Here is a 13,537-nt window from a genome sequence, read left to right as displayed (position 1 = left end):
CGTCCAATGGGAGATACGCCATGCTTACTCGCTTTCGTGCACTCACGTTCGTTGTTGCCCTGACTGCTGGCATCGCTTCAGCCAACGCCGCCGCCGAGCCCGTCTACAAGGTCGGCGCAACCGCAACGGGGATTCCCTTCACCTTTCTCGACGTCAAGAGCCAGAGTATCCAGGGCATGATGATCGACGCTGCGCAGGCAGTGGCCAAGGCTGGCGGCTTCGAGGTGGAGATCCAGCAGACCACCTTCGCTTCACTGATCCCGTCACTGACGTCAAACAAGATCGACCTGATTTCTGCCGCCATGCTCCGGACGCCGGCGCGGGAAAAGGTGGTGCAGTATTCCGATCCGGTCTTCACCTATGGCGAGGGTCTGATCGTCAAGGCCGACGACCCGACCGCGTACACCCGCATGGAGGATTTTGCCGGCGAAGTTGTCGGCGCCCAGGTCGGCACCGTGTTCATCGATGAGCTGAACAAGCGTGGTGTCTTCAAGGAAGTCCGTGGCTATGACTCGATCCCCGATCTGATGCGCGACCTGGCCCTCGGCCGTATCAAGGCGGGTTTCGCCGATCGCCCGATCGTCGCCTACCAATTGGCCCAGGGCACGCAGAACAAGGTGCACCTGGTGCAGAGCTATCAGCCGGTGGTGATGGGGGACGTTTGCCTGATCGTGCGCAAGGGCGACAACGCAACACTGGAGCAGGTCAACAAAGGCATCGCTGCGATCAAGGCTGATGGTTCCCTCGAACGGATCATCGAGAAGTGGAAACTCAACTGATGGTTTTGTCGACCGCCTGCGGTAGCGGGCGGGTCCACTCATTGTTCCGTGGGTAGCTTTTATGATTCTCCAGAATGCGTTGGACTTCCTCCCTATCTTGCTCAAAGGGGCGGTGGTCACTCTTCAAGTGACGGCCGGGTCGTTTGTACTCAGCTCGCTGATCGGCCTGCTCCTGGCCCTGATGATGGTCTCGAAAATACGTGCGGTCGCGTTGTTCGCCATCAGTGTGGTGAACATCATCCGGGGGCTGCCGATCATTGTGCAGCTGTTTTATATCTATTTCGTCCTGCCGGAATTCGGCATTCAACTGACTGCGATGCAGGCCGGCGTCATTGGCCTGGGAATCGCTTATTCGGCCTATCAGGCGGAGAACTTCCGGGCCGGTATCCAGGCGATCCAGCAAGGGCAGATCGAGGCGGCGGAATCCTTGGGTATGCGCGGTGCGATGGTGATGCGGCGAGTGGTGCTGCCCCAGGCATTTCGCATCGCCTTGCCGCCTTACGGCAATACCCTGGTCATGATGCTCAAGGACTCGTCGCTGGTCTCCACCATCACCGTGGCCGAGATGACTCGCGCGGGGCAACTGATCGCCTCTTCGACCTTCGAGAACATGACGGTCTACACCCTGGTGGCATTGCTCTACCTGGCGATGAGCCTGCCGCTGTCCTTTGCGTTGCGTCGTCTGGAAGCACGCTTCAGCACCCGGAGAACGTCATGATCGAGATCAAGGGTATTCACAAGCGTTACGGCAGCGTGCCGGTCCTCGAAGGCATCGATTTGCAGGTCCAGAGCGGTGAAGTAGTGTGCCTGATTGGCCCTTCGGGGTCGGGCAAGTCCACGTTGCTGCGCTGTATCAACGGCCTGGAAAGTTATGACCAGGGCGAGGTCCTGGTCGGCGATGAACGTGTCGACCGCAATGCCAGGAACATCCACGACATTCGCACTCGGGTGGCGATGGTCTTTCAGCGCTTCAATCTGTTCCCGCACCGCACGGCCCTGGAAAATGTCATGGAAGGGCCGATCTACGTAAAGAAGGAGAACCCTCAGGCGGCCCGCAAGAATGCCGAGGCGCTGATGGAAAAGGTCGGCTTGTCCCATCGGATGAATGCCTACCCGGACGAACTGTCCGGGGGGCAGCAGCAACGTGTCGCCATAGCCCGGGCGTTGGCGATGAACCCCCAGGCGATCCTCTTCGACGAACCGACCTCGGCCCTCGATCCGGAGTTGGTCGGTGAAGTGTTGGCGGTGATGCGCAATCTGGCCAATGAGGGCATGACCATGATCGTGGTGACCCACGAAATGGCCTTCGCTCGAGACGTCGCCGACAAGGTCTGTTTTCTTCATAGCGGCAAGATCGTCGAGTCAGGACCCGCCGGGGAAGTACTGAGTACGCCGACGCATCCTCGCACACAGGATTTTCTTCGCCGACTGCTCAACCACAGCGGGGAGGTGCCGGCATGAATGCACCTTTCGCCCCGCAACTGCCGGCCTCGCTGTGGGCCGCGACTGCCACACCGGCGGTGCAAACGCCGGCCTTGGCCGAAGACAAGCAAGTGGATGTGGCCATCGTGGGGGCTGGCTATACCGGTCTGGTGACGGCTTTACGATTGGCCGAAGCGGGTGTCAGCGTCTGTGTGCTGGATACCGGGGAGCCCGGCTGGGGGGCTTCGGGGCGCAACGGCGGGCAGGTGATCCCCGGGCTGAAGTTCGACCCGGATCAATTGCTCGCCAAGTTCGGCCCAGCCCGTGCCGAAGCGATGATCGAGGCGGCCGGGTCAGCCGCTGACGAAGTGTTTGCGCTGATTCGCCAGTACGGGATCGAGTGTGATGCCACTCAGAAAGGCTGGATTCAACCGGCCTGTTCAACGACCGCTATGAAGACCATCGAGCAGCGCGCCGCGCAATGGCAACGCCGGGGCGTCAAGGTGGAGCTGTTGGACCGGGCCGCGGTCAGCCAACGTATCGGTACCGAGAATTACCTGGGGGGGTGGGTCGATCCTCGGGCTGGCAGCTTGCATCCATTGAGTTACGCCCGTGGCCTGGCGAAGGCCGCAGTGGGGCAGGGCGCAATGATCCACGGCCACAGCCGCGTCACGGGGCTGCAGCGGCAGCGATCAGGCTGGCTGTTGTCCACTGCGCAAGGCTTCAAGGTCAGTGCGCAACGGGTGTTATTGGCCACCGATGGCTATACCGACGACCTGTGGCCCGGGTTGCGCCAGACCGTCGTCGCGGCCAACAGCTTCATCATTGCGACCCGTCCGCTCCCGCCGGCGATCCGCAAGACCATCCTGCCCGGTGGCGAGGTCTGTTCGGACTCACGCCGTTTGCTGCTGTACTTCAAGCTGGATGCCCAGGGGCGTTTGCTTCTGGGAGGGCGGGGGCCGTTTTCGGAGCCTTCCCGGCAGCGTGACTGGGCGCACTTGGAGCGTTCGCTGGGGGCGCTGTTTGCGCAAGTGGCGGAGGTGCCTGTCGAGTACCGCTGGAGTGGTCGGGTCGCCCTGACGCAAAGCTTTCTTCCCCATGTGCATGATCCGGCACCGGGGCTGTCAGTCTTGCTCGGCTACAACGGCCGCGGCATCGCCCTGTCCACGGCATTAGGCAAGCATCTGGCCGCGAAGCTCTCAGGGGCGACGCAGGACTTCCCGTTCCCGGTCATGCCACTGCGGCGAATTCCGTTTCATGCGTTGCAGCGGCTTTATCTTGCGGCCGGGATCAGCTATTACCGGGTATTGGATGCCTTGTTTTGAGTGCTTGTTGAAGAAGCCGCTGGCACCGGTTGGGCGTTGTCGGTGGAGTCGGGTATCTAGCGGCGCAGGTTGCCATATGGAAAGGTGCGCGTGTGATCGCGGACGTGAATGGGGTGAGCTGGGGTTTGACGAGTACCTGGAGATCAAGTCGCTGTTCGGGTATGTGAGCGATTCCAAACCCCCGGCTCATTGCCGTAGCGTGGTATTGCGCAGATAACGTGCCGGTGAGGTGCCCAAGGTCTTGCGAAACATGGTGATGAACGAGCTGACTGACTCGTAGCCGAGCGCTTCAGCGGTTCTTTGCACCGACTGCCCTTCGGCCAGGCTTTGCAACGCGACGATGATCTGCCATTGCTTGCGCCATTGACCGAAGGTAAGCCCGGTTTCGCTTTTTATCAGGCGGGCCAGCGAGCGTTCGCTCATGGCTACGTGCCGTGCCCAACTGGCCATGGTGGCGCGGTTGGAAGGCTCTTGCGCCAGCGCCCGGGCGATTGTGCGAAGCTGGTTCGAGGCGGGCAAAGGCAGGTAAAGCTGTTCCGTGGGCGCCAGTTCGAGTTCTTCGAGCAGCACGTTGGCCAGCCGTGCAATGCGCGAATTGGCGGGGTAATCCTGGACCTGGTCGCTCAGGTGAAGGATGAGTTCCAGGATCAACGGCGATAGCGCCAGCGTACAGCAGCGATCGGGAAGCGACGCGGCGCCGGGCTCCACGAATAAAAAACAGACCTGCCCGTTGGCCGTGACGCGGTTGCTGTGGGCGACCCCTCCCGGAATCCAGACGCCGAACCCTGACGGGACCATCCACACGCCATCTTCCACCGTACACACAATGCCTCCGCAATAAGCCACGACCAGTTGCCCCTTGCGATGTTTGTGTTCGGCGGACTCACTGTCGTTGCGCTGGGTTTCCAGCATCAGTGCCACGGCAGGTTGCGACAGGTTGTCGTACTCGAATTGATCGACGTGGAAACGGTGGATTTCGGCCATGGCGTGTCGTCGGCGTCTGTCTGAATTTGATTATATTTTGGCAGTGTACTCAATATCGGCAGCGGTGGTAGTTCCTTAGCATCATCACCAAGCCCCCTTCAGTACGCGGGCGAATCCTGGACCCCCTCCGAACCCCGGTGCTTGCCATGCTTAGCGAAATCTCCATTGCCAACCTCTACGTCCCCCCCTTGTTGATCTACCTGGGTGCATCGGTCCTGGCCTACAAACTCATTGAGCGCCTGGCCCGGCGTTGGCTGGACGAGACGTGGCACCCGGCGCTGGCGCGTTTTTTTGTCTCGCTTATCGTCGTGTCGGCGATGGTCGTCAATTGCTGAGTGAGGCCGGCCATGTCTATCGTCAAAATCCTCAAACCTGCCGCCACCCTGGGGCTTGGCGTGCTGGCCCTGGTGTTCTGCCTGCAACTTTGGCGGGCCTATGTCTTGGCGCCCTGGACGCGGGACGGACGGGTGAGCGCGCAGGTCATCCGCATTGCGCCAGAGATTAGCGGCCAAATCGATCAGCTGTCGGTCAACGACAACCAATGGGTCGCCAAGGGCGATTTGCTGTATCGCATCGATGCGCGTGCTTATCGATTGGTCCTGCAACAGCGTGCGGCGCAGTTCGCCGAAGCGCGCAGTGTGTTCGAGCAGCGCAGTGCACAATTGAAGCGGCGATCCCAATTGGCCGACGCCATCGCCCGGGAAGAGATTGACAACGCGGCGCGTGACTTGGCTGTGGCCCAAGCGCGCCTGGACGCGGCACGCAGCCAGTTAGCCCAAGCGCAACTCGACCTGGACCGCACGACGATTCGTTCGCCGGTGGACGGCTACGTCACTCAACTGCGGCTGCAGCCTGGTGACTACTCGGAGGCTGGCCATACCAACCTATTCGTGGTCGATGGCCATAGTTTCTGGATCACGGGTTATTTTGAAGAGACCAAGCTGCCCGGTGTGCGTATCGGCGCGCCGGTGTCGATCAAGCTGATGGGGTTTGCCCCGCTGCTGGAAGGGCATGTGGCAAGCATGGGCAGGGGCATCGCCGATGCCAATGAATTGCGCAACGACAGCGGTTTGCCTCAGGTGAGCCCGACCTTCAGTTGGATTCGGTTGGCACAGCGCGTACCCGTGCGCATCCAGTTGGACAGGGTCCCGGACGGGGTGGAGTTGGCGGCGGGCATGACCGCCAGTGTCGAAGTGACGCAGCCGAACGCCGCGCCGCGCTGGCGACTCACCCAATGGCTGCAGGCGTTCATGTGATGACTCGCCTGGCGACACGCCTGTTCGCGCTCATCCCCTTGCCCTGGACGCCCGCCAGTTTCTTCTACGTGTTGCGCAGTGTCTTGGCGGCGGGGCTGGCGCTGTGGCTCGGCTTCCAACTGCATCTGGAATCGCCGTTCTCGGGGGCATCCACTGTGTTGCTGCTGGTGCAACCCATTCAAGGGGCGGTGCTGGGAAAAGGCTTCTACCGGATGTTGGGAACCCTGGTAGGCCTGGTCGCGGCTTTCGTGCTGACAGGGCTGTTCGCTCAACAGATGCTGCTGTTCATACTCGGCATCGGTATGTGGCTGGGCCTGTGCGTCAGTGCAATGAGTGTCTTGCGCCATTACCAAGCTACCGCGGCAGTGGTGGCGGGTTATACGGTCTGCCTGGCATTGGGGCCTGCCATCGTCGCGCCTGAACAGGCCTTCGATCACATCATCACTCGCGGCACGGCGGTAGCGCTCGGGGTGCTGAGCTTGAGCCTGGTGGTAACGCTGTTCAGTTCCAAGACGATGGAGAAGAAGCTTCGAAACTCGCTGGTCGATGTCTGTGTCCGCAGTGCCCGGTTGCTCGCCGCGAGGCTCTCAGGCGAGCAGTCCGCGGAGCTGGCGACGCAACGCCACCAGCTCGCCATGGATATCGGCAAGGTGGACGACCAATTGGGAATAGGGCGGGGCGAATCGTCGCGGATTCGCTCCCGGCAGCTGGCGATTCAGGCGGGCCTGGCGCATTTGCAATCCGCTGTACTCGATGTGCACAGCGACGATCCATACCCCGGGATCGACCCCAGGTTGCTCGCGCGGATAAGCGCGGCATTGCGGCAACTGGGCGAACGGATGAGCGACAGCCGCTGCGACTGTCTCGCCGCCGCCGATACGGTGGGGCAACTGCGTTGCCTGGTGAATGATTTCGCTGACTCAAACCACCACTCGCGGTTGCTCAGCGAACGCTTGGACGAACAACTGACGGATCTGGGCGAGGCCTTGCTGAACTTCACCAGCCTCGACCATGCTCGCCCCGAGCAGGTACGTGCCGTGGTGTATCCGCGCAATTACGCTGATGCGGCGCGAAACGGCATCAGGGCACTGCTCGCCACGTTGGCCGCGGGTGCGGTCTGGTATCTCAGCGGTTGGGATCAAGGGCCCGCGCTACTGGCGGTCCTGGGCCCGTGCTGCACATTGCTGGCGCCGGCCCCCGCGCCTGCCCAAGGCCTCGCCAGCTTTATTCGGGGCACGCTCTACGCCATTCTGGCGGCAGCGCTGTGCAAATTCCTGTTGATGCCGCAGATCAACGGCTTCCCTTTGTTATTCCTGTTACTGGCTGCGTTCTGGTCATTCGGGATCCATGCGACGAGCCAACCGCGCTACGCCCTGCAAGGGATTGCCTACCTGATCGGGTTCAATACCTTGGTGAGTACCGGCGATACCGCCCTCTACAATTTCGTCGATTTCGCCAACCAAGCGCTGGCCTGGATCGTTGCAATGCTTGTCTGCCTATTAGCGTTCCAGGTCTTGCCGAAGGATCCGGCTAAACATGTTCGGGCATTGAAACACTCGCTCCATAAGGACATACGCCGGCTACTTCGCCGTGCAAGCCATATCGATCACTCAAAATGGCAAGCGAAACAACAATCCCGGCTCGTCGCGTTGAAAAGTTTGCTTGGCGCTGATAACACGCAGGATTACCACACGGGTTATTTGTCGCTGCAGCTGAGTAAACAATTGAGCCGGCTACAGCGTAACGCGAGTGGTATCGATCCTGAATCGCCCGTCGGCCAATGCTCACAAACCGGCGCCCGGCGGATCGCTCGATATGCTCATCATCCGGCGATCAGCGCCGCCCAGGCCCGGCGCACATCAAGGTCGATGAGCAGACTCGGGGCACATCATCTAGCGATCTGTTACCAGGACTTGGCTTGGCTGTTGGAGCAATACGCGAACGTGGCACGCTCCCCTTATTGACTCGCAGAAATTCGATTTCAAAGCGCAAGTCGGGAATGTCCTGATAGTTCGCCTCCCGCAGGCTTCGGCAATTCCACTCGCACACGAAGCGCAATCATCAGGGCGGCCAGCAGCATCACTGCGCCTGCGATGATGAAGACGCCCATTACGCCGCCGAAGCCGAAGACCAACCCACCGAGTGCTGCGCCCGCGGCGATTGACGACTGCACCGCAGCGACGACCATCCCACCTGCGGTTTCGGCTTGATCCGGAACCGCACGTGCCACCCAGTTTGACCAGGCAACCGGCACCCCGCCGAAAGCCAGGCCCCAGAGGGCGACTGCGAGCGCGAGTCCCGGCGCCTGGAGCGGAAGCGAGATCATGGCAAACGCGGCCACGGCCACCAAGGCAGGCATAAGGATCAATGTCAGGCGCAAGCTACGCTCCATCAGCCAACCCGCCACGAGCGTGCCAACGAAATTGGCGGCGCCGAAGCCCAATAGCATTAAAGCCAGGCCATCGGTGTCGATGGGTACAACGCTTTCAAGTGCGGGGCGGATGTAGGTGAACAATGCGTATTGACCTGTGTGTGCAAGCACGCATCCGACCATGCCGATGGCAATGCCAGGACGGCGGAGCAATTCCAGCACGGAGGCTGTGCGTGCCATTTTCCGAGGCGCCATGCGGGGTAGGGTGAACCATTGGAAGATCAACGTCAGCACGCCGACCGCCGCGGCTGCGTAAAAGGCACTGCGCCAGCCGAAGAGGCCGCCCAAGTAGCTGCCCAGCGGAACGGAAACCACTGTTCCCACGGCAATGCCGCTGAAGATGATAGACAGCGCACGAGGTACGAACTTGGCCGGTACCAGCCGCATGGCCACGGCAGCCGCCATGCTCCAGAACCCACCCAACGCAATGCCAAGCAGCACTCGCATCAACAACAGGACCACCAGGCTCGACGACAGGGCCACCAGCAAGTTGGAGGCAATCATCAGCGCGGAAAAACCGAGCAAGACGGTGCGCCGGTCAAGCGTGCGGGTCAGACCTGGCACCAATAGTCCAGCAAACAACGCAACCACAGCGGTGACGGTCACGGCCTGTCCGGCCAGCGCTTCGGACACGTTCAAATCAGAGGCCATGGGGGTTAGCAAGCTGGCAGGAAGGTATTCGGCCGTCAGCAGGCCGAAGACCCCCATGGTCAGGGAGAAAACCGCCGTCCAGGCCGGGGTGGCCGGCTCTACTCCAGCAACGCTGCCAGGTGCAGCGTCAAGAACATCGCTACTCATCTCAAGAATCCTTGGAAAGTGATTGTGAGACACACTCTAGGGCTGAGCGTCAGGATGATCTATGATGCTAAGTCTTAGTCTTTTGATCGAAACACCTAACATGACGGAATCAGGACAATTCGCTCTGTCTTCTGAGCTGATTAGCGAACTGCTCACGGGGATGCGGCTGCGCGGTGTTCAGTACCGCCGTATTCAAACGGGTCCGAGCTTTGGCTTGGGTTTCGAACACAAATCGGCCCATGCCTACTTTCATTATCTGGCGGTGGGTACGGCCATCCTGCGTACAGGCGATGGCGCGATACATCACCTCTCGGCAGGTGACGCGGTACTGGTGCCGCAAGGCCATGGGCACGAACTGCTATCCGCCCTGGATGTCACGGTCCAGCCTATCGATCAACTTGATGCCGCTCCCTTGGGCGAGGCTGTCAGCGGTGTGAACACTTGTCCGAGCACACTTTCCACGCCCAGTACGATCCTGTTCTATGGCTGCATGGAGTTCGACCTGGGGGGCATGCGGGCGTTAGGCAAGCTGATGCCGAATGTCATGGTGGCGGACACCGGTGGTCAACGTTATCCAGGGCTGGGAGCGATACTCGATTCAATCAAGCGTGAGATCTGCGCCGGACGCATCGGGTATGCCGGGATCATGGCTCGGCTTGCGGAAGTCGCTGCCTCCTTGTTCGTACGGGGTTGGGTCGAGCATGGCTCGGAAAGTGCGCAAGGGCTCATGGCTGCGCTGCGAGATCCGCGCCTGGCACGCTCTATCCTTGCGTTGCATCGCCAACCCGGGCGCGAGTGGACGGTGGCCGAGCTGGCGGCCGAATCCCACGTTTCGCGCTCCGTGTTCGCCCAACGGTTCCAAGCCACCATTGGCGTACCTCCATTGCGATACGCCACCGAACTGCGGATGCGGATCGCCAGCCAATGGCTGACGCAGGACAACCTGTCGATCGATGCTGTCGCACAACGCTTGGGCTATACCTCACAAGCGGCATTCAGCCGTGCATTCAAGCGCATCAATGGCCAGCCACCAGGGGCCAGTCGACAGGCACGTCGAAGCAGTGAGCCCGTGGAGTGAACGGCACCTGGTAGGTCCGGCCGAACTGCAACGGCATCTACGATGAGCCCGCCAAGATCAAGCCTTTGCTGGTAAGAAACGATCCAACACATTACGGGTGATGGTCACGGTGGAGTACTCGTCAAGCTTGAGTCCGTTTACCCACTCGCAGGACGCAGCGGTGAACACCTCACCTTTGCCTTTTTGGAAATGCACGAGCATGCCAGTCCCCCGGCTGTGCTGGCTTACGCTGGCATCACTCATGTCGGGCGCCAGCAGTGACGCCCGAAACCTGGCGTCTGCATCCCCCAGCATGAATGAGTACGCATCCTGCGGCCGGCCGTGCTCGGCGATGGTCGCCCAGCCCATGGCAAGGATCTGTAGCCCTGGCGGTGCGCCATCCGTGCCGAGAGGTTCTGGAAGGCCGTCGATGAAGGTGTAGTCCAAGCCATCCACCTCGTAACCGAAGATGTTAGCCGTATCGCCGAACAGATCAGCGTAGCCCAGCCCGGTATCGGCCAGAGCCCAATGCTGTGGCCGGAACACGGTAAAGCCCCTCGGGCCGCGCGGGGCCATGCCCCCAAAGCTACCGTATATCCCGCGCAGTGCATTGACGCCAAAGGTGCTGGCCCCAGGCCGACCCACTCGTGGATCCTCCCAGGCGCTCGTGAGCGTGATGTCATTACTTGCCGCGACGGGATCCAGCTCAGCGGCGTCGTATTTGTAGGCCACTTGGCGTTCACCGCGATTCTCCAGACGAATCTGCCACATGAAGTTACCGGCGAAACGCGCAACATTTCCCCCTGCTTCAACAAATGCCTCGACGTTGTCGCGCATTTCACGCGTCCAGTACTCATCGTGACCGACAAAGACTGCGCAGGCGTACCCGTCCAAGGCCTCGGGGTCGTTATGCAGATCATCCTGAGTCAGGATGTCGACCGTATAGCCCTGTTCTTCGGCCCACACTACGAACGGACGTTCATAGGATGCCCAGCCGGCCAGGGCGTAGTACTTGCTGAAGCCGTACAGAGAGGCCCACTCGATGAATTCATAGCGCGCCGGCCCCGGTTTGCCCGGCCTCGAAGCATTGATCGAGCGCGGCGCGTCTTCAGGTAGCCAGACTTGCCCGCGCGCCCAAGGGCGTTGCGCTGACAGCAGAGGCGAGCGGCCGCGGGGTGTGCCGGGATGGATGCCGAAGTAATGGTTGGCACCCCCCCAGTCGTTGTAGGCGGCCCATGTGGAGGTCGCAGCGACCAGCACCAGTGCGTCGGGGCATTTGCGCATCGCCCTCACGATGAACAGGTGATGACCGAGTACGGCATCAGCACCGTCCCGCACTTCCACCACATAGGCACCTGGCTTGGCGTCCAAGGGTATTGGCCATAGCGCGAACACTGGCCATTGGCAGCCGACCTCGTAGACGCGTTCGGGTAATGGATGAAAGCTTGCCGCGAGGGGGGCGGTTTGGTGAACGGTATGAGGCAGCGTGCCGTCACGATAGATTTTCAACGTAACCCAGAGGCTGTTCGAGGACAGGTGCAGGTTGACTGTTTCGCCTGGGCTGTAGGCGCGGCGGTCGGAATAGCACCATGCGGCTGCCGAGCCTTTCTCACTGGGAACTTCAACCCAGATCTCCCGCGCGCCCTGGCGTGGGCCTGAGGTCACGGCGGCGGTTAAATCCGCACCGGGTCGTTCGCCGCGAGCGGCCGTTGGCTTGGAATCATTGGCGTTCATAAAGTGCCCTTATGCATGGGGGTGGGTTCCTCTAGAGCGCCGCTGAGCCGGCGCCAGGTGCCTGGATTTCAGCGAGATCGATCCCTGCGGTTTCTTCGATGAAATAACCTGCCGCGACCGTGACCAGGCCCAGGCTTATCAGGTAGCCGATGTACAGATACTCAAGGTGGGCGCCTACCAGATAGCTGTGCAGATACGGCGCGGTGCCGCCGAAAATGGCCACCGAAACCGATGAGACAAACCCGACACTTTGTGCACGCGCTTGGGTCGGCACTTGTTCCGAAAGCACGGCGGGAAAGATCGCTGCAATCGAAGCCCAGGCGAGCAGCGCCAGCGCTTGTGCGAGAAACAAGGTGTAAGGTTCGGTGGTGACGATGATGGAGATGGGGTAGGTCAGCACGACCACTCCAATCCCCCAGGCGATCACCATGGGTTTGCGACCCACCCGATCAGAGAGCATTCCGCAAACCGGCAACCAGCACACGCAGATGACTTGGGCGAGCAGGCTGGCGAGATAGGCGCCGGTCGCATCCATGCCCTGGGCGATGGCCGAGGCAGCACCAAACGTCACCCAGGCGTAATAGGTCACGTTAGCGGCCGCAGCCAGCATCACGATGTTGCGAGTCATCCGCAGGACTTCGCCCTTGGACAACTTGCGGGGTGGCTGAGCCTGCTGTCGTTGCTGCTCGAATACATGCGACTCCTGGGCGCTGCGGCGCAGGAACAGCGCATAAATACCCAGTACCCCGCCGATGGCGAAACCGATACGCCAGCCATAGTCTCCCATGGCCTGTGTACCCAGTAGCCAGGTCAGGGCGGCGGCGACTGCCGTCGCACCCATGACGCCCAACGTGACGCCTACGTACACCGAACTTGACCACAGACCACGGTGCTTGGCAGGGGCAATCTCCGCGACATAAGTGTAGGAAACGCCCGTTTCGCCCCCGTGGGCAAGGCCTTGTATGAGTCTAAAGACGAGCAGGGCCGACGAAGCGTAGAGGCCAATGTCCTGATAGTTCGGAATGAGGGCGATACCCAGGCTACTGGCCGCCAGCAGCATCATGGTGATGACCATGATGGCCCGGCGTCCAAGGACATCGCTGAGGCGTCCAAAGAAAAAACCGCCCAGAGGCCGGGCTATGAATCCAGCCGCGAACACTGCAAGAGTGGCGAGCATCGCGGAGCGGGGATCGGTCTTGTCGAACAGATTGCGGGCCAGGTAAACAGAGAAAGTTGCATAGAGCGTCCAGTCGAACCACTCGAGGGCATTTCCCACGGCGGCCGCGCGCAAGGATCTAAGGCGTCCTTGATGGGACGTCGAATTATTCATGTCATTCTCCAATGATGGGTATCGGGCGCAGAGAGGAGGGGCTGCATCAGGGAGACAGCACATCGTCAAATCCCATGTCCTGTAGCGGAACGTCTATCGCACGCTTGACGAGGCGATCAATCCCGCCGACATGGGAGACGTGGCTCCGCATCCGCTGCGCAGGGATAAAAGAGGTTGCAGTGGAATCACACACGACAAAGCATCCCTTGGACGCGTTGTTGTTCAATTCGAACCGGAGTCTATGCGGGTGAATCCTGGCTATCTATGATCCTTCGTCTCGATGTTTTGTCCGAAACCCCGCTGCTGGTTTTGCAGCCGATTGTGCTTCGCAGGCTTTCTCCTGATTCGATGCAACGAATGCCGCGTGGTGGCCTCATATGAAAACGAGCGGCGCTTCGGTTGGAGAGGGGCGACTGCGGTT

Annotated in this window: 12 protein-coding genes; 8 read left to right on the top strand and 4 right to left on the bottom strand. The window is 60.8% G+C overall.

Features of this window, described 5'->3' with window-relative positions; all coding sequences use genetic code 11:
* Positions 1-20 precede the first annotated feature (20 nt).
* The 4 genes from J4E53_RS02385 (at position 21) to J4E53_RS02370 (ending at position 3,526) form a co-directional block, all read left to right on the top strand.
* Entirely contained in the window at positions 21-779 is a 759-nt protein-coding gene (locus tag J4E53_RS02385; RefSeq protein WP_103307795.1) for an ABC transporter substrate-binding protein, read from the top strand.
* 61 nt (positions 780-840) lie between these two features.
* On the top strand, positions 841-1,497 hold the full coding sequence (locus J4E53_RS02380; RefSeq protein ID WP_060742896.1) for an amino acid ABC transporter permease: 657 nt from the start codon (positions 841-843) through the stop codon (positions 1,495-1,497).
* Positions 1,494-2,240: an amino acid ABC transporter ATP-binding protein gene (locus J4E53_RS02375; protein WP_103307794.1), complete on the top strand. Its 747-nt coding sequence runs from the start codon at positions 1,494-1,496 to the stop codon at positions 2,238-2,240. Before J4E53_RS02380 ends, J4E53_RS02375 begins: the two co-directional genes overlap by 4 nt.
* Positions 2,237-3,526, top strand: a complete 1,290-nt coding sequence (locus J4E53_RS02370; RefSeq protein ID WP_060742894.1) for an FAD-binding oxidoreductase — start codon at positions 2,237-2,239, stop codon at positions 3,524-3,526. The genes J4E53_RS02375 and J4E53_RS02370 overlap by 4 nt, the downstream gene beginning before the upstream one ends.
* A 186-nt stretch (positions 3,527-3,712) precedes the next feature.
* Here J4E53_RS02370 and J4E53_RS02365 read toward each other — a convergent pair whose 3' ends face one another.
* Positions 3,713-4,510: a helix-turn-helix domain-containing protein gene (locus J4E53_RS02365; RefSeq protein ID WP_060742893.1), complete on the bottom strand. Its 798-nt coding sequence runs from the start codon at positions 4,508-4,510 to the stop codon at positions 3,713-3,715.
* Between the two features lie 146 nt (positions 4,511-4,656).
* On the opposite strand from J4E53_RS02365, the gene J4E53_RS02360 reads away from it, so the two are divergent.
* Genes J4E53_RS02360 through J4E53_RS02350 form a run of 3 tightly spaced genes read left to right on the top strand, consistent with a single transcriptional unit; the run spans position 4,657 to position 7,730 of the window.
* Complete coding sequence (locus tag J4E53_RS02360; protein WP_060742892.1) at positions 4,657-4,845, top strand: DUF1656 domain-containing protein; 189 nt, start codon at positions 4,657-4,659, stop codon at positions 4,843-4,845.
* A 12-nt stretch (positions 4,846-4,857) separates the two neighbouring features.
* On the top strand, positions 4,858-5,766 hold the full coding sequence (locus tag J4E53_RS02355; RefSeq protein WP_103307793.1) for an HlyD family secretion protein: 909 nt from the start codon (positions 4,858-4,860) through the stop codon (positions 5,764-5,766).
* The gene (locus J4E53_RS02350; protein ID WP_060742890.1) at positions 5,766-7,730 is read left to right on the top strand and encodes an FUSC family protein; all 1,965 of its coding nucleotides are present in this window, start codon (positions 5,766-5,768) and stop codon (positions 7,728-7,730) included. The genes J4E53_RS02355 and J4E53_RS02350 overlap by 1 nt, the downstream gene beginning before the upstream one ends.
* 17 nt (positions 7,731-7,747) lie before the next feature.
* Here J4E53_RS02350 and J4E53_RS02345 read toward each other — a convergent pair whose 3' ends face one another.
* The gene (locus tag J4E53_RS02345) at positions 7,748-8,995 is read right to left on the bottom strand and encodes an MFS transporter (RefSeq protein ID WP_060742889.1); all 1,248 of its coding nucleotides are present in this window, start codon (positions 8,993-8,995) and stop codon (positions 7,748-7,750) included.
* 100 nt (positions 8,996-9,095) lie between these two features.
* Between J4E53_RS02345 and J4E53_RS02340 the strand changes: the two genes are divergently transcribed.
* On the top strand, positions 9,096-10,073 hold the full coding sequence (locus J4E53_RS02340; RefSeq protein WP_203225768.1) for an AraC family transcriptional regulator: 978 nt from the start codon (positions 9,096-9,098) through the stop codon (positions 10,071-10,073).
* Between the two features lie 57 nt (positions 10,074-10,130).
* On the opposite strand, the gene J4E53_RS02335 is transcribed toward J4E53_RS02340, so the two are convergent.
* Positions 10,131-11,786, bottom strand: a complete 1,656-nt coding sequence (locus J4E53_RS02335) for a N,N-dimethylformamidase beta subunit family domain-containing protein (protein ID WP_103307792.1) — start codon at positions 11,784-11,786, stop codon at positions 10,131-10,133.
* A 31-nt stretch (positions 11,787-11,817) separates the two neighbouring features.
* On the bottom strand, positions 11,818-13,116 hold the full coding sequence (locus tag J4E53_RS02330) for an MFS transporter (RefSeq protein ID WP_103307791.1): 1,299 nt from the start codon (positions 13,114-13,116) through the stop codon (positions 11,818-11,820).
* Positions 13,117-13,537: the final 421 nt, after the last annotated feature.

The sequence above is a fragment of the Pseudomonas sp. FW305-28 genome (assembly GCF_017351395.1).
Taxonomy (GTDB): Bacteria; Pseudomonadota; Gammaproteobacteria; order Pseudomonadales; family Pseudomonadaceae; genus Aquipseudomonas; species Aquipseudomonas fluorescens_AA.
This window is presented reverse-complemented; position numbering and strand designations above follow the sequence as displayed.